Annotated in this window: 16 protein-coding genes; 13 read left to right on the plus strand and 3 right to left on the minus strand. The window is 56.6% G+C overall.

Going from position 1 to position 17621, the window contains the following annotated elements:
- Positions 1 to 41: 41 nt before the first annotated feature.
- Positions 42 to 845 (minus strand): DeoR family transcriptional regulator, encoded by an 804-nt coding sequence (locus N2K86_RS19395; RefSeq protein ID WP_260659674.1) that lies wholly within the window; start codon positions 843 to 845, stop codon positions 42 to 44.
- Between the two features lie 239 nt (positions 846 to 1084).
- Between N2K86_RS19395 and kbaZ the strand changes: the two genes are divergently transcribed.
- The 11 genes from kbaZ to N2K86_RS19450 all read left to right on the plus strand — a co-directional run bounded on the left by kbaZ (position 1085) and on the right by N2K86_RS19450 (position 13183).
- Complete coding sequence (kbaZ, locus tag N2K86_RS19400) at positions 1085 to 2392, plus strand: tagatose-bisphosphate aldolase subunit KbaZ (protein ID WP_260659675.1); 1308 nt, start codon at positions 1085 to 1087, stop codon at positions 2390 to 2392.
- A gap of 20 nt (positions 2393 to 2412) precedes the next feature.
- The gene (gene agaV / locus N2K86_RS19405) at positions 2413 to 2886 is read left to right on the plus strand and encodes a PTS N-acetylgalactosamine transporter subunit IIB (RefSeq protein ID WP_045630711.1); all 474 of its coding nucleotides are present in this window, start codon (positions 2413 to 2415) and stop codon (positions 2884 to 2886) included.
- Positions 2887 to 2896: 10 nt separating this feature from the next.
- A complete protein-coding gene (gene agaW / locus N2K86_RS19410) occupies positions 2897 to 3676 on the plus strand; it encodes a PTS N-acetylgalactosamine transporter subunit IIC (RefSeq protein ID WP_045630712.1) in 780 nt (259 codons plus the stop codon).
- On the plus strand, positions 3666 to 4544 hold the full coding sequence (gene agaE / locus N2K86_RS19415) for a PTS N-acetylgalactosamine transporter subunit IID (RefSeq protein ID WP_024906386.1): 879 nt from the start codon (positions 3666 to 3668) through the stop codon (positions 4542 to 4544). The genes agaW and agaE overlap by 11 nt, the downstream gene beginning before the upstream one ends.
- 16 nt (positions 4545 to 4560) lie before the next feature.
- Positions 4561 to 4995 (plus strand): PTS galactosamine/N-acetylgalactosamine transporter subunit IIA, encoded by a 435-nt coding sequence (gene agaF, locus N2K86_RS19420; protein ID WP_260659676.1) that lies wholly within the window; start codon positions 4561 to 4563, stop codon positions 4993 to 4995.
- The gene (gene nagA / locus N2K86_RS19425; RefSeq protein WP_260659677.1) at positions 4992 to 6125 is read left to right on the plus strand and encodes an N-acetylglucosamine-6-phosphate deacetylase; all 1134 of its coding nucleotides are present in this window, start codon (positions 4992 to 4994) and stop codon (positions 6123 to 6125) included. The genes agaF and nagA overlap by 4 nt, the downstream gene beginning before the upstream one ends.
- A gap of 246 nt (positions 6126 to 6371) precedes the next feature.
- Positions 6372 to 7520: an SIS domain-containing protein gene (locus N2K86_RS19430; RefSeq protein ID WP_260659678.1), complete on the plus strand. Its 1149-nt coding sequence runs from the start codon at positions 6372 to 6374 to the stop codon at positions 7518 to 7520.
- 12 nt (positions 7521 to 7532) lie between these two features.
- Positions 7533 to 8405: a tagatose-bisphosphate aldolase subunit KbaY gene (gene kbaY, locus N2K86_RS19435; RefSeq protein WP_119936870.1), complete on the plus strand. Its 873-nt coding sequence runs from the start codon at positions 7533 to 7535 to the stop codon at positions 8403 to 8405.
- 116 nt (positions 8406 to 8521) lie between these two features.
- Positions 8522 to 10093: a maltose/glucose-specific PTS transporter subunit IIBC gene (gene malX, locus N2K86_RS19440; protein WP_041907915.1), complete on the plus strand. Its 1572-nt coding sequence runs from the start codon at positions 8522 to 8524 to the stop codon at positions 10091 to 10093.
- Positions 10094 to 10105: 12 nt separating this feature from the next.
- Positions 10106 to 11278, plus strand: a complete 1173-nt coding sequence (locus N2K86_RS19445; protein WP_260659679.1) for a MalY/PatB family protein — start codon at positions 10106 to 10108, stop codon at positions 11276 to 11278.
- Between the two features lie 15 nt (positions 11279 to 11293).
- Positions 11294 to 13183, plus strand: a complete 1890-nt coding sequence (locus N2K86_RS19450; RefSeq protein ID WP_260659680.1) for an enterotoxin — start codon at positions 11294 to 11296, stop codon at positions 13181 to 13183.
- A 19-nt stretch (positions 13184 to 13202) separates the two neighbouring features.
- Here N2K86_RS19450 and N2K86_RS19455 read toward each other — a convergent pair whose 3' ends face one another.
- Entirely contained in the window at positions 13203 to 14183 is a 981-nt protein-coding gene (locus N2K86_RS19455) for a Fic family protein (protein WP_047364703.1), read from the minus strand.
- A 5-nt stretch (positions 14184 to 14188) separates the two neighbouring features.
- A complete protein-coding gene (gene rsmI / locus N2K86_RS19460) occupies positions 14189 to 15052 on the minus strand; it encodes a 16S rRNA (cytidine(1402)-2'-O)-methyltransferase (protein ID WP_063146524.1) in 864 nt (287 codons plus the stop codon).
- A gap of 62 nt (positions 15053 to 15114) precedes the next feature.
- On the opposite strand from rsmI, the gene N2K86_RS19465 reads away from it, so the two are divergent.
- Entirely contained in the window at positions 15115 to 17259 is a 2145-nt protein-coding gene (locus N2K86_RS19465) for a penicillin-binding protein activator (protein WP_260659681.1), read from the plus strand.
- Positions 17217 to 17612 (plus strand): YraN family protein, encoded by a 396-nt coding sequence (locus tag N2K86_RS19470; protein WP_111964949.1) that lies wholly within the window; start codon positions 17217 to 17219, stop codon positions 17610 to 17612. The genes N2K86_RS19465 and N2K86_RS19470 overlap by 43 nt, the downstream gene beginning before the upstream one ends.
- Positions 17613 to 17621: the final 9 nt, after the last annotated feature.

Consider the following 17621-nt stretch of genomic DNA (forward strand, 5'->3'; position numbering starts at 1 on the left):
CTCACCCTGCCCTCTCCCCATAGGGGAGAGGGTAAAAAACCTTAAACCAGCACCACTTCAATCCCGCTTTTCCGTAATCCTTCCAAACTCTCCGCCGGAATGCCTTCATCGACGATAATCATATCAATCCGTTGTGTATCAATGATTTTATGCAGGCTTGAGCGGTTAAATTTGCTGGAGTCTGTGACCACAATAATGCGCTCTGCCACCTCGCACATTTTGCGGTTCAGACGGGCTTCGTCCTCGTTGTGCGTACTCACGCCGCGATCGAGATCGATGGCGTCAACGCCCAGGAACAGCAGGTCGAAATGGTAATTCTGTAGCGACTGTTCTGCCTGGTCACCGTAGAAAGATTGCGACTGACGGCGCAGATGCCCGCCGGTCATCAGCAATTCCACCCCTTCCGCTTCCAGCAACGCATTCGCGACATTCATACCGTTGGTCATCGCAATCACATCCGTGTGCTGGCGCAGCATGCGGGCGATTTCAAACGTCGTGGTGCCGGAGTCCAGAATAATTCGGTGCCCGGGTTTGACCAGCGCGGCTGCGGCCTGCGCGATGCTGCGCTTCACCGCCGTATTCAGCGAGCTTTTATCCTCCACGGAAGGCTCAGCGCCCGGCGCATTGCCTTCACAAATCAGCGCCCCGCCGTAAGCGCGAACGGCAATCCCCTGCTTCTCCAGGAAGGCCAGATCGTTACGTATCGTCACCGTCGATACGCCGTACAGATGAGACAGATCGTTAACCTGCACGCTTCCCTGCGCCCGCAACCGCTGAATTATCTGCTCTCGCCTTTCACTGGTGCCGGTGATGCGTTTTTCTGCGGATGAATCAGTGCTGCTCATGCGAGATCCTTAATAAATAAACTTTCGTTTCATTTCGTTTTGCCTATTAAGGCCTTTCTTTTACGGGAATGCAAGCCCTGTCTTGCCATCAGACGTAAGGATGCTGGCGGCTGAAACCTTTCATTATGTTTCTTTTGTGAATCAGATCGGAAAACTATTATCTTTCGTTTTATTTTTATACCACCATGATGCAGGATTAAATGAAACAAAACGAAAGATGAATACCATCACCATCCGAAATGGAGAGGAAAGTGAAACATCTGACAGATATGGTGGAACAACATAAACGGGGGAATGCAAACGGGATTTATGCCGTCTGTTCCGCACATCCATTGGTACTTGAAGCTGCCATTCGTTACGCGCATTCGCATCAGACGCCGCTCTTAATTGAAGCCACCTCCAACCAGGTGGATCAGTTTGGCGGCTATACCGGCATGACGCCTGCGGATTTTCACGGGTTTGTCTGCCAACTGGCCACGTCACTTGGTTTGCCGACATCACAGCTGATCCTCGGTGGCGATCATCTAGGGCCTAACCGGTGGCAAAATTTGCCTGCGCATCAGGCGATGGCAAATGCCGACGATCTGATCAAAAGCTATGTTGCTGCCGGATTCAAAAAGATCCATCTCGACTGCAGCATGTCCTGTGAAGACGATCCGGTGCCGTTAACCGATGCAATCGTCGCGCAACGTGCGGCTCGTCTGGCAAAAATCGCCGAAAATACCTGCCGCGAACAGTTTGGCACATCGGATCTGGTTTACGTTATCGGTACCGAAGTCCCCGTTCCCGGCGGCGCACACGAGACGCTGACGGAACTCGACGTCACCACGCCAGACGCCGCCCGCGCCACGCTGGAAGCACATCGCCACGCATTCGAAAAAGAGGGCTTGAGCGACATCTGGCCACGCATTATTGGCCTGGTGGTCCAGCCTGGCGTGGAGTTCGACCACGCGCACGTCTGCGACTACCAGCCGCAGAAAGCCGTCGCGCTGAGCAAAATGGTGGAAGCCTATGACACGCTGGTGTTTGAAGCGCACTCCACCGACTACCAGACGCCGCAGGCGCTGCGCCAGCTGGTCAAGGATCACTTTGCCATCCTGAAAGTTGGCCCCGCCCTGACCTTCGCCCTGCGCGAAGCGCTGTTCTCACTGGCCGCCATTGAAGAAGAATTGCTGCCCGCAAAAGCCAGCTCTGACCTGCGACATGTGCTGGAAAACGTGATGCTTGATCGCCCCGAATACTGGCAAAGCCATTACCACGGTGACGGGAATGCGCGTCGCCTGGCGCGCGGCTACAGCTACTCTGACCGCGTGCGCTATTACTGGCCCGATAGCCAGATTGACGACGCCTTTGAACGACTGGTACGCAACCTGGCGGATGAACCGATCCCGCTGCCGCTGATCAGCCAGTACCTGCCGCTGCAGTACAGCAAAGTTCGCGAGGGCGCTCTCAAGTCAACACCACGGGAACTCATCATCGACCACATTCAGGACATACTTCAGCAGTACCATGCCGCCTGCGAAGGCGTAACGACTCAAAACGCATAATTAAAAAAGAGGAAAACGCTATGCCAAACATTGTCTTATGCCGCATCGACGAACGCCTGATCCACGGTCAGGTGGGCGTGCAGTGGGTGGGGTTTGCGGGGGCAAACCTGGTACTCGTCGCTAACGATGAGGTGGCTGAGGATCCGGTTCAACAGAACCTGATGGAAATGGTGCTCGCGGAAGGGATCGCCGTGCGCTTCTGGTCACTGCAAAAAGTGATCGACAACATTCACCGCGCCGCCGACCGTCAGAAAATCCTGCTGGTCTGCAAATCACCCGCCGATTTTTTAACGCTGGTTGAGGGGGGCGTGCCCATTACCCGTATCAACGTAGGAAACATGCACTACGCCAATGGCAAACAACAAATTGCCAAAACGGTATCTGTCGACGCGAACGATATCGCCGCGTTCAACGGCCTGAAATCTGCCGGAGTGGAATGCTTCGTTCAGGGCGTTCCAACAGAAACTGCTTTGGATCTCTTTAAACTGCTTTGAGGGATTCACAATGGAAATCAGTCTGTTGCAGGCACTGGCGCTGGGCTTACTCGCCTTTATCGCCGGTCTGGATATGTTTAACGGCTTAACACACATGCACCGTCCAGTGGTACTCGGGCCGCTGGTCGGCCTGATTCTGGGCGATCTGCATACCGGCATTTTGACCGGCGGTACGTTAGAGCTGGTCTGGATGGGGCTGGCACCGCTGGCAGGGGCGCAACCACCTAACGTCATTATCGGGACTATCGTGGGCACCGCGTTTGCCATTAGCACGGGTGTGAAGCCAGAAGTTGCGGTTGGCGTCGCCGTCCCGTTTGCCGTTGCGGTACAGATGGGGATCACCTTCCTTTTCTCGGTGATGTCCGGCGTGATGTCCCGCTGCGATCGTATGGCGGCGAACGCCGACGCTAACGGTATCGAACGGGTCAACTATCTGGCGCTTCTGGCACTCGGTATTTTCTATTTTTTGTGTGCGTTCCTGCCAATTTACTTCGGTGCGGAACACGCGAAAACCGCCATTGATGTCCTGCCGGCACGGTTAATAGACGGTCTCGGCGTCGCGGGCGGCATCATGCCAGCGATCGGCTTCGCCGTGCTGCTGAAGATCATGATGAAAAACGTCTACATCCCTTACTTCATTATCGGTTTTGTCGCCGCGGCCTGGCTCAAGCTTCCTGTACTGGCGATTGCGGCGGCGGCGCTGGCAATGGCGCTGATCGACCTGATGCGTAAATCACCTGAACCGACGGCTCCCGCAGCTCAGAAAGAGGAATTCGAAGATGGCATCTAATCAAACAACGTTGCCGGGCGTGTCTGAAAGCGAAGAGACGTTGCTCACCGGCGTAAATGAAAACGTCTACGAAGACCAGAGTATTGGTGCCGAGCTGACGAAAAAGGATATTAACCGCGTGGCCTGGCGTTCCATGCTGCTGCAGGCCTCGTTCAACTACGAACGTATGCAGGCCTCTGGCTGGCTGTATGGGTTACTGCCTGCACTGAAAAAGATCCACACCAACAAGCGGGATCTGGCGCGGGCGATGAAAGGCCATATGGGCTTCTTTAACACCCACCCGTTCCTGGTGACCTTTGTTATCGGCATTATCCTGGCGATGGAACGCTCCAAGCAGGATGTGAACAGCATCCAGAGCACCAAGATTGCCGTGGGTGCGCCGCTTGGCGGTATTGGCGACGCCATGTTCTGGCTGACGCTGCTGCCCATCTGCGGCGGTATTGGTGCCAGCCTCGCGCTGCAAGGCTCCATTCTGGGGGCAGTGGTCTTTATCGTGCTGTTTAACGTGGTCCATCTTGGCCTGCGTTTTGGGCTGGCGCACTACGCATACCGGATGGGCGTTGCGGCCATCCCGCTGATTAAAGCCAACACCAAAAAGGTCGGTCATGCGGCTTCCATCGTTGGGATGACGGTGATTGGCGCACTGGTCGCAACCTATGTCCGCCTTAATACGACGCTCGAAATCAAAGCGGGTGATGCGGTTGTTAAACTGCAGGCCGACGTGATCGATAAGCTAATGCCTGCGTTCCTGCCCCTGGTCTATACCCTGACGATGTTCTGGCTGGTACGCCGCGGCTGGAGCCCGCTGCGGCTGATCGGTATCACCGTGCTGCTGGGCGTTGTCGGTAAATTCTGTCACTTCCTGTAAAAGCAAAGAGGTTGCGATGTTAGGCATAATTTTGACGGGTCACGGCGGTTTTGCCAGCGGGCTTGAGCAGGCGATGAAGCAGATCCTCGGCGAGCAGCCGCAGTTTATCGCCATCGATTTTCCGGAAACCTCCACTACTGCGCGGCTGACCGCTCAGCTTGAGCAGGCAGTGAGCGAACTCAATGCAGAGCACGATGTTGTGTTTCTTACCGACCTGCTCGGCGGCACGCCGTTTCGCGTGGCGTCAACGCTCGCGATGCAAAGACCGGGCAGCGAAGTCATCACCGGCACTAACCTGCAGCTATTGCTGGAGATGGTGCTGGAGCGCGACGGGTTAAGCAGCGAAGCGTTTCGTCTGCAGGCGCTGGAGTGCGGACACCGCGGCCTGACGAGCCTCGTAGACGAACTTTCGCGCTGTCGCGAGGAAGCTCCGGCTGAGGAAGGGATATGAGCCAGCTGCTGCGCGCGCATCGTCTGCTCACCGAACAGGGATGGCTGGACGACCACCAGCTCCGTATTGAAGATGGGGTCATCACAGCGATTGAACCCATCCCTGCTGGCATGACGGCGCGCGATGCTGAACTGCTTTGCCCGGCCTATATCGATACGCACGTCCACGGCGGCGCGGGCGTGGACGTCATGGATGATGCTCCCGACGCGCTGGATACCCTGGCGATGCATAAAGCACGTGAAGGTGTGGGCGCATTTCTGCCCACCACCGTCACCGCGCCGCTGGAAGCTATCCAGGGCACGTTAAGGCGAATAGCCCGACGCTGTCAGTCCGGTGGCCCCGGTGCGCAGGTGATGGGCAGTTATCTGGAAGGACCGTACTTTACGCCGCAGAACAAAGGGGCGCATCCGCCGGAGCTGTTCCGGGAGCTGGATATCGCCGAGCTGGATGCACTGATCGCGGTTTCTGATAACACGCTACGGGTAGTGGCGCTCGCGCCAGAAAAGCCCGGCGCGCTGCAGGCGATTCGGCATCTTAAACGGCGCGGTATACGCGTGATGCTGGGCCACAGCGCTGCCTCGTACCGGCAAACTCTCGCCGCGTTTGATGCGGGTGCCGACGGGCTGGTGCACTGCTATAACGGCATGACGGGGCTGCACCACAGAGAGCCCGGCATGGTCGGCGCAGGGCTTACGGACAAACGGGCGTGGCTGGAGCTGATTGCCGACGGCCACCACGTCCATCCGGGGGCGATGCGTTTATGCTGCTGCTGCGCGCAGGATCGCGTGGTGCTGATTACCGATGCCATGCAGGCGGCAGGTATGCCGGACGGACGGTACACGCTCTGTGGTGAAGAGGTCTCGATGCAAAACGGCGTGGTTAGAACCGGCTCCGGCGGGTTGGCGGGTAGCACGCTGTCGCTGGATGCCGCGGTCAGAAATATGGTGGAGCATGCGGGCGTAACCGCCGAAGACGCTATCCATATGGCCTCGCTGCACCCTGCCCGTCTGCTGGGCGTTGATGGTCAGCTCGGATCCTTAGCCCCGGGTAAACGTGCCAATATCATTGCGCTGGAGGGTGGTTTACATCTCCGGCAGATCTGGATTCAGGGCCAGGCTCTCCCCCTTTAGCCCTTTCATTGTGTCTCGTGTTGGCTTTACGGCCGCAAACCGTAAGGCCTTTCTTTTCCTTTCCTTAAACTTTCCCTTTCCTTTCACGATCACACTTTTCGTTTTATTTCTTTTCTGCCATTGAAGTTTCGATTTCTTTTCTATAGATTTTATTTAACTGCTTAAGTGAACAAGTGAAACGAAACGAAAGATAGCGACACAATTGCCAGCGTCTGATGTGGAATTCACACGACTAAGGACTGAGTTATGCCACAAACCACTACCGCCGCGACAACCGGCACCTGGACCGAGGAAGAGATCCGCCAGCAGCCTGCCAGCTGGATCCGCTCACTCAACAACATCGATAGCCTGCGCGCTTCGATCGACAGTTTCCTGACGCCGCTGCTGCGCAAGCACGATCTGCGGATCGTCCTGACCGGCGCGGGTACGTCCGCGTTTATCGGCGATATCATTGCGCCATGGCTTTCCAGCCACACCGGGAAAAACCTTACTGCCGTTCCAACGACCGATCTGGTCACTAATCCAATGGATTACTTCAGCCCGACACATCCACTGCTGCTGATCTCCTTCGCCCGCTCCGGCAATAGCCCGGAAAGCGTCGCGGCCGTTGAGCTGGCAAACCAGTTCGTGCCGGAGTGCTACCACCTGTCGATTACCTGCAACGAGGCGGGGAGCCTGTACCAGAACGCCGTCGACAGCGATAACGCCTTTGCCCTGCTGATGCCTGCCGAAACGCACGATCGCGGGTTCGCGATGACCAGCAGCATCACCACCATGATGGCGAGCTGTCTGGCCGTGTTCGCTCCGGATACGATCAATAGCCATACCTTCCGCGACGTTGCCGATCGCTGTCAGGCGATCCTCACTACACTCGGTGATTTCAGCCACGGCGTCTTTGGCAATGAAGCGTGGAAACGCGTTGTCTATCTGGGAAGCGGCGGCCTGCAGGGCGCGGCGCGCGAATCGGCGCTGAAGGTGCTGGAGCTGACGGCGGGCAAGCTGGCGGCGTTTTACGATTCCCCGACGGGCTTCCGTCACGGGCCTAAATCATTGGTCGATAACGAAACGCTGGTGGTGGTGTTTATTTCCAGCCATCCGTATACGCGTCAGTACGATCTGGATCTGCTGGCCGAACTGCGCCGCGATCGCCAGGCCCTGCGCGTCGTCGCCATCGCCGCTGAAAACGATCCGGTCATTGAAGCGGGTCCGCACATTCTGCTGCCGCCTTCACGTCCGTTTATCGATATGGAACAGGCGTTCTGCTTCCTGATGTATGCCCAGGTCTTTGCACTCACCCAGTCGATCAGCGTAGGCAATACGCCCGATACGCCATCCGCCAGCGGAACGGTCAACCGTGTGGTACAGGGCGTTGTTATTCACCCGTGGCAGGCTTAAGAGGATCTGATTATGAGTATTATCTCGACCAAATATCTTCTGCAGGACGCGCAGGCAAAAGGCTACGCCGTTCCGGCGTTCAACATCCACAACGCGGAGACGATCCAGGCGATCCTCGAAGTCTGTAGCGAAATGCGATCGCCGGTGATCCTCGCGGGCACGCCGGGCACCTTTAAACACATTGCGCTGGAAGAGATCTACGCCCTGTGCAGCGCGTATTCCCTCACTTATGACATGCCGCTGGCGCTGCATCTCGACCACCACGAATCACTGGACGATATTCGCCGCAAGGTCAACGCGGGCGTGCGGAGCGCGATGATCGACGGCAGCCATTATCCGTTTGAACAAAACGTGAAGCTGGTGAAGTCGGTGGTCGATTTCTGCCACCTCAACGACTGCAGCGTCGAAGCCGAGCTGGGCCGCCTGGGCGGTGTGGAAGATGACATGAGCGTGGACGCCGAAAGCGCGTTCCTCACCGATCCGCAGGAGGCGAAACGCTTCGTCGAACTCACCGGCGTCGATAGCCTTGCCGTCGCCATCGGCACCGCGCACGGCCTGTATACCAAACGCCCGAAAATCGACTTCCAGCGGCTGGCGGAAATCCGCGAAGTGGTCACCGTGCCGCTGGTGCTGCACGGCGCGAGCGATGTGCCGGATGAGTTTGTGCGCCGCACCATCGAGCTGGGCGTGTGCAAAGTCAACGTGGCCACCGAACTGAAAATTGCCTTCTCTGACGCGGTTAAAGCCTGGTTTGCTGAAAACCCGCAGGGTAACGATCCGCGCTTCTACATGCGGGTCGGCATGGACGCCATGAAAGAGGTGGTCAGAAGCAAGATCGCCGTTTGCGGCTCGGCAAACCGGCTCCTGCTTCCGGCCGAAGCCTGATCCCATCGCGCATTACGTCAATACCTAAAAAATAACTATAAGCCTCGCAAATATGAAGGCGCGTCCTTAAGCCGGACAGCGCCTTCCATTATCCTAAAAATCCGAGGAGTCCCTACATGACACAGGAAAAGTCGTTTAAATCGAAAGCGTGGGAATTTTTCCAAAGCCTGGGAAAGACGTTTATGTTCCCGGTCTCTCTGCTGGCCTTCATGGGGTTGCTGCTGGGTATCGGTAGCTCCGTCACCAGCCCTTCCACTATTAAAAGTTTTCCCTTTCTGGGCGGTGAGTTAACGCAGCTGACCTTTGGCTTTATCGCCATGGTGGGCGGCTTCGCCTTTACCTATCTGCCGCTGATGTTTGCCATGGCGATCCCGATGGGCCTCGCTAAACGGAACAAGGCCGTGGGCGCCTTTGCCGGGTTTGTTGGCTATATGCTGATGAACATGAGCATCAACTACTACCTGACTGCCACCCACCAGCTTGCCGACGCCGCCACCATGAGACAGGTAGGTCAATCTATCGTGCTGGGGATCCAGACCCTGGAGATGGGTGTGCTGGGCGGCATTGTGGTTGGGGTGATTACCTATTTCCTGCACGAGCGTTTTCAGGACACGGTGCTGCATGACGCCTTTGCCTTCTTTAGCGGCATTCGTTTTGTGCCCATCATTACTGCCCTCACGCTGTCGCTGGTCGGACTGTTTATCCCGCTGCTGTGGGAATACGTGGCGCTGGGGATTGCCGGAATTGGCCATATCATTCAGAGCACCAGCGTTTTCGGACCGTTCCTGTACGGTGTAGGGGTGCTGCTGCTTAAACCCTTTGGTCTGCACCATATCCTGCTGGCAATGGTGCGCTTCACGCCAGCAGGCGGCATTGAAATGGTCAACGGTCACGAAGTGGCCGGCGCGCTGAATATCTTCTACGCCGAGCTGAAAGCCGGACTGCCGTTTAGCCCGCACGTGACCGCGTTTCTGTCACAAGGGTTTATGCCGACCTTTATCTTTGGCTTACCTGCCGTGGCGTACGCCATCTACCGCACCGCGCGCCCGGAAAACCGCCCGGTGATTAAGGGGCTGCTGCTTTCCGGCGTGCTGGTTTCCGTCGTCACCGGTATTTCAGAGCCGATTGAGTTCCTGTTCCTGTTTATCGCCCCCGCGCTTTACGTCTTCCATATCGTGATGTCGGGCCTGGCGCTGATGGTGATGGCCCTGCTGGGGGTAACCATCGGCAACACCGACGGCGGGATTTTGGATCTGCTGATCTTCGGCGTCATGCAGGGGATGTCGACCAAATGGTATCTGCTGTTCCCGGTGGGCATTGCCTGGTTTGCTATCTACTTCTTCGTCTTTCGCTGGTACATCCTCAAACACGATATCAAGACGCCGGGACGTGAAGTGGACGCGCAGGGTGCGCAGCAGGCCGTCGAAGCCAACACCCGCGCGCGCGGAAAATCGAAATACGATCATGGGCTTATCCTGCGCGCGCTCGGTGGCAAAGAGAACATCGAGTCGCTCGACAACTGCATCACCCGCTTGCGCCTTGTGGTGAAAGAGATGGGCCTTATCGATCAGCAGGCGCTGAAAGCGGCTGGCGCCCTGTCAGTGGTGGTGCTGGATGCCCACAGCGTTCAGGTGATCATCGGCCCGCAGGTGCAGAGCGTCAAAACCGGCATTGAAGCCTTAATCTAACAGGGGGTTGTTGTGTTTGATTTCGACAAAATCATCGAGCGTAAAAGCGATAAGTGCCGTAAATGGGACCATGCGTTTGTCTGCTCACGCTTTGGTGATGTCCCGCAGGGTTTTATCCCGCTGTGGATCGCAGATATGGATTTCACCTCGCCACCGGCCGTGATTGAAGGCTTCCAGCGCATCGTGGAGCATGGCACCTTTGGCTATACCTGGTGCTTCGACGAATTTTACGATGCGGTGATGGCCTTCCAGCGCACGCGTCATCAGGTTGATGTGGAGAAGTCGTGGATCACCCTGACCTACGGCACCGTCTCCACGCTGCATTACACGGTCCAGGCGTTCTGTACGCCTGGCGATAGCGTGATGATGAACACACCGGTCTACGACCCGTTTGCGATGGCGGCACAGCGCCAGGGCGTGCGGGTGCTTGCTAACCCGCTGTGCGTGAAGGAAAACCGCTATCAGCTGGATTTTAATCTGATAGAAGATCAGCTCAAAACCCACCGTCCAAAACTGTGGTTCTTCTGCTCGCCGCATAACCCTTCGGGCAGGATCTGGCGCGCGGATGAGATACGCCAGGTGTCCGATCTCTGTAAACGCTACGGCACGATTCTGGTGGTCGATGAGGTTCACGCCGAGCACATTCTGGACGGCACATTCGTCAGCTGTCTGACGTCCGGCTGTGCAGCACAGGACAACCTGATTGTGCTGACTTCTCCGAACAAAGCCTTCAACCTGGGCGGACTAAAAACGTCCTACTCCATGATCCCGGACGCCTCACTGCGCCAGCGCTTCCGCCAGCAGCTTGAGAAGAACTCGATTACCTCACCCAATATGTTCGGCGTGTGGGGAATTATCCTGGCCTATCAGCACGGCCTGCCGTGGCTCGACGCGCTGAACGAGTATCTACAAAACAATGCGCGCTACCTTGCGGACGCTATTCAGGCCCACTTCCCGGCCTGGAAGATGATGAACCCGGAATCGTCGTATCTGGCCTGGATAGACGTAAGCGCCGACGAGCGCAGCGCCACAGAGTTGACCCAACATTTCGCCCAACAGGCCGGTGTCGTGATTGAAGACGGCAGCCACTATGTACAAAACGGCGAAAACTACCTGCGGATTAACTTCGGCACCCAGCGCTACTGGCTGGAGCAATCCATCAACCGAATGCTGAAGCATTACTGATTAGGATCTTAACCGATGAAAAAAGTGCTCACTCTCTCGCTGCTGGCTTTCTCTGTTTCTCACGGCGCTCTGGCCGCGAACTACGCGCTCAGTAACGACAACATTGCCTTGTCATTTGACGATGCAAACGCAACGGTCGTGGTTAAGGACAGCAAAGCTAACCATCCGCTCACGCCGCAGGAGCTGTTCTTTCTGACGCTACCGGATGAAACAAAAATCCACGCCGCTGATTTTAAAATCAAGCACGTCGAAAAGCAGGACAACGCGATAGTCATCGACTTTACGCATCCGGATTTTAACGTGACGGTGAAACTGAACCTGGTGAAGGGAAAATACGCCAGCATCGACTACACCGTTGCCGCCGTCGGGCAGCCGCGAGACGTGGCGAAAATTACCTTCTTCCCGACCAAAAAACAGTCTCAGGCACCCTATGTCGACGGGGCGATCAACAGCTCACCGATCGTTGCTGATTCGTTCTTTATTTTGCCGGACAAGCCCATCGTTAACACTTACGCCTATGAAGCGACCACCAATCTCAACGTAGAACTGAAAACGCCGATCCAGCCGGAAACGCCGGTCAACTTTACCACCTGGTTCGGCACCTTCCCGGAAACCAGCCAGCTACGACGCAGCGTGAACCAGTTTATTGATGCCGTGCGTCCTCGACCGTACAAGCCTTATCTGCACTATAACAGCTGGATGGATATCGGCTTTTTCAATCCGTACACCGAGCAGGATGTGCTGGGGCGGATGGACGAGTGGAATAAGGAGTTTATTACCGGACGCGGCGTGGCGCTGGACGCCTTCCTGCTGGACGACGGCTGGGACGACCTTACCGGTCGCTGGCTGTTTGGCCCGGCATTCAGCAACGGTTTTGGCAAGGTTCGGGAAAAAGCCGACAGCCTGCACAGCTCGGTCGGACTGTGGCTCTCACCGTGGGGAGGCTACAACAAGCCGCGCGACGTTCGCGTCTCGCATGCAAAAGAGTATGGGTTCGAAACCGTCGACGGGAAGCTGGCGCTGTCAGGACCGAACTATTTTAAGAACTTCAATGAGCAGATCGTTAATCTTATCAAAAATGAACACATTACCTCATTCAAGCTGGACGGGATGGGGAATGCCAACGCGCATATCCAGGGCAGCCCGTATGCCTCGGATTTTGACGCCTCTATCGCCCTGCTGCATAACATGCGCAGCGCCAACCCGAATCTGTTTATCAACCTGACGACAGGTACCAACGCCAGCCCGTCCTGGCTGTTCTACGCCGATTCTATCTGGCGCCAGGGCGATGACATCAACCTGTACGGCCCCGGCACGCCGGTTCAGCAGTGGATGACCTACCGCGATGCGGAAACGTACCGCTCCATTGTGCGCAAAGGCCCGCTGTTCCCGCTGAACTCGCTGATGTACCACGGGATTGTCAGCGCAGAAAATGCCTATTACGGGCTGGAAAAAGTACAAACGGACAGCGATTTTGCCGATCAGGTCTGGAGCTACTTCGCGACCGGCACGCAGCTGCAGGAGCTGTATATCACCCCTTCAATGCTGAACAAGGCGAAGTGGGATACCCTGGCGCAGGCGGCGAAGTGGTCGCGGGATAACGCCAGCGTGCTGGTGGATACGCACTGGATTGGTGGTGATCCAACAGCACTGCAGATTTACGGCTGGGCATCCTGGAGCAAGGACAAAGCGATTCTCGGCTTGCGTAACCCGTCGGATAAGCCGCAAAGCTACTTCCTGGATTTGGCGAAAGATTTCGAAATCCCCACAGGAAACGCGGCGCAATTTCGTCTGAGAGCGGTGTACGGCAGTAATTCAACCGTACCGGAGGAGTACAAAAACGCGGTGGTGATTACGCTGCAGCCGCTGGAAACGCTGGTGTTTGAGGCGATGCCTGGTAAATAAAACCTTTTCAGCTGGCAGGTTAAGTCATGACCTGCCAGCTTCCCCCTTTCCTTGCCCCCAGGCGTTTTAATTTACCTTTTGTTTGCAAAGAATGGAGATAACGTTCCGCAGTGCGGGAAGCCACGCCCAGTGCAGAGGCCAACATTACCGCAGTCATTTGCGGCTGAACGGTAAGAAGCTCAAGGATGGACTTTTCCTTTTCCGACAGTTCTTCCGACATTTTTTCCGACATGATGGACGACATACCTATGCCTTCCCGCAAAGCTTCGGTCATATTTTGCAGCATAAATTCCACGAATGCCGTGCAATCACTGGCCCGATCGCATTGCCCTAAAATCTGGTAATAGCGCGCTTGCTGGAAGTGAATGAGCGTCTCAACGGGCAGCCATGCAAGTTCGGCGCGCCACTGGCTTAAGATCAACGTTTGCCACAGCCGCCCCATGCGGCCATTTCCATCCGAAAAGGGATGAATAAACTCAAACTCGTAATGAAATACCGAGCTGACAATCAGCGGGTGAAGATCGGTTTGCTTAAGCCAGGCAAGAAGATCGTCGATAAGGCGGTTCATCTGTGAGGCTGGCGGAGCCATGTGGACTAACTGGTTTCCACGGTACACCCCTACGTCCCCATTTCTGAGCGTTCCGGGATGATCGACCAGACCCTTCATCAATAATCGGTGTGCACTGAGTAAGTCGTTGAGCTTCCAGGGCTTCCATTCGGGCAATTTCTCATATGCCAGGATAGCGTTGCGTACTTCCTGAATATCTTTTTCAGGTGCAAGCACGCGTTTGCCATCCATGATTGCCGTCACCTGCCCTGTCGTCAGCGAGTTGTGTTCAATGGCTAGCGAGGCCTGAATGGTTCGAATACGGTTCTCTTTACGGAGTAGCGGAGAAGTTCGACCTGAATGTGCCGCCCAATGACCTAATAGCTCACCAATCTCAACCACCTGATTGAGGATAAAGGGTGTGATGGTGAAAGGAGGCTGATAGCGGCTCATCTGGCTTACTCCCCCTGCTGCTCCAGCGCATACTTGTACAGCGCATTTTTCTTCACGCCGTGGATCTCTGCCGCTAATGCCGCCGCTTTCTTCAGCGGCAGTTCCGCCTGCAGCAGTGCCAGCGTGCGCAGCGCGTCGGCAGGCAGCGCGTCTTCCTGCGCTTTATGTCCTTCAACAATCAGCACCATTTCGCCCTTGCGGCGGTTTTCGTCTTCCTTCACCCACGCCAGCAGTTCGCCCACCGGTGCACCGTGGATCGTTTCCCAGGTTTTGGTCAGCTCGCGCGCCAGCACCACGTAGCGGGATTCCCCCCAGACGGTCACCATATCTTCCAGGCTTTCCAGCAGGCGGTGCGTGGATTCGTAAAAAATCAGGGTGCGCGGCTCGGCTTCCAGGTCTTTTAACACGTCGCGACGGCCTTTGGATTTTGCTGGCAGGAAGCCTTCATAGCAGAAACGGTCAGACGGCAGACCCGCCGCGCTCAGCGCAGCAATGGCAGCGCACGGCCCCGGCAGCGGTACAACGCGAATACCGGCTTCACGGCAGGTCCGCACCAGGTGATAGCCCGGGTCGTTAATCAGCGGCGTACCGGCGTCGGAGACCAGCGCAATGTTCTGCCCCTCTTTCAGCTTCGCCACCAGCGTTTCGGCTTTTTGTTGCTCATTGTGATCGTGCAGAGCAAACAAACGGGCGTTAATTGCGAAATGTTGCAGCAGTAAGCCGGTGTGGCGGGTATCTTCAGCGGCAATTAAATCAACAGCTTGCAACACGGTGAGCGCACGTTGGGTAATATCAGACAAATTCCCGATAGGAGTAGGTACAATATAAAGCTGGCCTTGAGAATTATCTGCCGTTTCGTGTTGTTTCATTGTTTCGTCCGTATTGCCGATTTAATATTGAGCATTGCGTAAAAAAAATCACTGGATACAGTATGGTACCCTTAACGTTTCTTCGAAAAAAAGCCACGCGCAGCGTGCCGCTTCTGCTCGCAGCCCTGATCTTTGCAGGCTGTGGCACCCAGGCACCCGATCAGACCGCTGCCCATATGCAGGGATCCGCTCAGGCTGATTCTGGCTTTTATCTGCAACAAATGTCGCAGAGCTCAAATGATACCAAGACCAACTGGCAATTACTCGCCATTCGTGCACTGCTGAAAGAGGGTAAAACCCAGCAGGCCGCCGAACTGTTCAACCAGCTACCGCAGGATCTTAACGACGATCAGCTCCGCGAGCAGGGTCTGCTCTCAGCTGAACTGAAGGTGGCGCAGAAAGATTATGCGGCTGCGAAGAAAATCCTCGGAGACATCAACGTCGGTGCGCTGGACAAAAACCAGCAGGCGCGCTTCTGGCAGGCGGGCATTACCGCCGAGCAGGGCCGCCCTTCCCTGACGCTGCTGCGCGCGCTTATCGCCCAGGAGCCGCTGCTCGCCGGTGCGGATAAACAGAAAAATATCGATGCGACCTGGCAGGCGCTCGCCTCCATGACCCAGGAACAGGCGCAAACGCTGGTCATTAACGCCGACGAAAATGTCTTGCAGGGCTGGCTGGATCTGCAGCAGATGTGGTTTAACAACCGCAGCGACCCAACGATGCTGAAAGCAGGTATTACCGACTGGCAAACCCGCTACCCGCAAAATCCGGGCGCGAAAATGTTGCCGACCCAGCTGGTGAATGTGCAGAACTTTAAGCCAGCCTCGACCAGCAAAATCGCGCTGCTTCTGCCGTTGAACGGCCAGGCGGCGGTCTTTGGTCGCACCATTCAGCAGGGCTTTGAAGCGGCGAAAAACGGGACGACTGCCGTAAGCGGTAGTGCTGTACCGGCTCAGTCCGCGCAGGCAGCCAACGTGAACGACGTTGTCAGCCCTTCCGCTGCTGAAACCAGCGACCTGACTGCAGCACAGGCGCCAGCGCAGGGAACGATGCAGAACCCGGTCACCGCACCGACATCGCCACCAGCCGCAACAACGCCTGCACCTGTAGCAGCTCAGGCCCCAGCGGAAACTCAGGCTCCCGTGACGGCTGAACAGCCACAACAGCAAGCCGCGCCAGCAGAACAGCAACCTGCCGCGCAGCCTCAGGCCGTGGCAACCGCCAGCGCCAACCCGAGTGCTGAGCTGAAAATCTACGACACCAGCGCTCAGCCGCTCGATCAAGTGCTGGCGCAGGTGCAAAAAGATGGCGCGAGCATCGTTGTCGGTCCCCTGCTGAAAAACGACGTGGAAACACTAATAAAGAGCAACACCCCCCTGAACGTGCTGGCGCTTAACCAGCCAGAGAACGTGCAGAACCGCGCCAACATCTGCTACTTTGCCCTCTCACCAGAAGATGAAGCCCGCGACGCGGCGCGTCATATTCACGAACAGGGTAAACAGGCGCCACTGCTGCTGATCCCGCGCAGCGCGTTGGGCGATCGCGTCGCCAATGCCTTTGCCGATGAATGGCAGAAGATCGGCGGTGGCGTGGTGCTGCAACAGAAATTTGGCTCCGCCTCAGAACTGAGAGCAGGCGTCAACGGCGGCGCAGGTATCGCCCTGAACGGCAGCCCGGTCAGCGCCAGCCTGCCGCAGCAGCAGAGCGTGACCATCGGCGGCCTGACCATTCCGGCCCCCCCTACCGACGCGCAAATCAGCGGTGGCGGCAAAGTGGATGCGGCCTACATTGTCGCAACACCGGAAGAGATTGCTTTCATCAAGCCGATGATTGCGATGCGCAACGGCAGCCAGAGCGGCGCAACCCTCTACGCCAGCTCGCGCAGCGCGCAGGGCACCGCAGGCCCGGATTTCCGCCTGGAAATGGACGGCCTGCAGTACAGCGAAATCCCGATGCTCGCGGGCAGCAACCCGCCGCTGATGCAGCAGGCGCTGAGCTCGGTACGTAACGACTACTCGCTGGCGCGTCTGTACGCCATGGGCGTAGATGCATGGGCGCTGGCGAACCACTTTACCCAGATGCGTCAGGTGCCGGGCTTTGAGCTCAACGGCAACACGGGCGATCTGACCGCCACTCAGGATTGTGTGATTAACAGGAAGTTATCATGGCTCAAATACCAGCAGGGGCAGATCGTCCCGGCCAGTTAAGCCGCAAGGAGACTGGCGATGCGTGGGAGTTAAAAGCGCGTCGCTGGCTTGAAGGCAAAGGACTGCGTTTTATCGCCGCCAACGTCCGTGGGCGCGGTGGCGAAATCGACCTGATCATGAAAGACGGTCAGGTCACCGTGTTTGTAGAAGTGCGTTTTCGACAGTCCTCCCGTTTTGGCGGTGCTGCCGCCAGCGTGACGCTCGCCAAACAACATAAATTATTACAGACTGCCCACTTGTGGCTTGCCCGCCATAATGGGAGTTTTGATACTGTGGATTGCCGGTTCGATGTGATAGCCTTCACCGGAAATGAGATCGAATGGCTTAAAAACGCTTTTGGCGAAGACGCATAATTAAGATTT

It is taken from the genome of Enterobacter mori, from assembly GCF_025244905.1.
Taxonomy (GTDB): Bacteria; Pseudomonadota; Gammaproteobacteria; order Enterobacterales; family Enterobacteriaceae; genus Enterobacter; species Enterobacter mori_A.

What these genes read in the sequence shown, in the direction of transcription:
- kbaZ (WP_260659675.1), top strand. Translation starts at nt 1,085, where the DNA reads ATGGAGAGGAAAGTGAAACATCTGACAGATATGGTGGAACAACATAAA.
- malX (WP_041907915.1), top strand. Translation starts at nt 8,522, where the DNA reads ATGACACAGGAAAAGTCGTTTAAATCGAAAGCGTGGGAATTTTTCCAA.
- agaW (WP_045630712.1), top strand. Translation starts at nt 2,897, where the DNA reads ATGGAAATCAGTCTGTTGCAGGCACTGGCGCTGGGCTTACTCGCCTTT.
- N2K86_RS19465 (WP_260659681.1), top strand. Translation starts at nt 15,115, where the DNA reads ATGGTACCCTTAACGTTTCTTCGAAAAAAAGCCACGCGCAGCGTGCCG.
- N2K86_RS19395 (WP_260659674.1), bottom strand. Translation starts at nt 845, where the DNA reads ATGAGCAGCACTGATTCATCCGCAGAAAAACGCATCACCGGCACCAGT.
- N2K86_RS19455 (WP_047364703.1), bottom strand. Translation starts at nt 14,183, where the DNA reads ATGAGCCGCTATCAGCCTCCTTTCACCATCACACCCTTTATCCTCAAT.
- agaV (WP_045630711.1), top strand. Translation starts at nt 2,413, where the DNA reads ATGCCAAACATTGTCTTATGCCGCATCGACGAACGCCTGATCCACGGT.
- kbaY (WP_119936870.1), top strand. Translation starts at nt 7,533, where the DNA reads ATGAGTATTATCTCGACCAAATATCTTCTGCAGGACGCGCAGGCAAAA.
- N2K86_RS19430 (WP_260659678.1), top strand. Translation starts at nt 6,372, where the DNA reads ATGCCACAAACCACTACCGCCGCGACAACCGGCACCTGGACCGAGGAA.
- rsmI (WP_063146524.1), bottom strand. Translation starts at nt 15,052, where the DNA reads ATGAAACAACACGAAACGGCAGATAATTCTCAAGGCCAGCTTTATATT.
- nagA (WP_260659677.1), top strand. Translation starts at nt 4,992, where the DNA reads ATGAGCCAGCTGCTGCGCGCGCATCGTCTGCTCACCGAACAGGGATGG.
- N2K86_RS19470 (WP_111964949.1), top strand. Translation starts at nt 17,217, where the DNA reads ATGGCTCAAATACCAGCAGGGGCAGATCGTCCCGGCCAGTTAAGCCGC.
- agaF (WP_260659676.1), top strand. Translation starts at nt 4,561, where the DNA reads ATGTTAGGCATAATTTTGACGGGTCACGGCGGTTTTGCCAGCGGGCTT.
- N2K86_RS19450 (WP_260659680.1), top strand. Translation starts at nt 11,294, where the DNA reads ATGAAAAAAGTGCTCACTCTCTCGCTGCTGGCTTTCTCTGTTTCTCAC.
- agaE (WP_024906386.1), top strand. Translation starts at nt 3,666, where the DNA reads ATGGCATCTAATCAAACAACGTTGCCGGGCGTGTCTGAAAGCGAAGAG.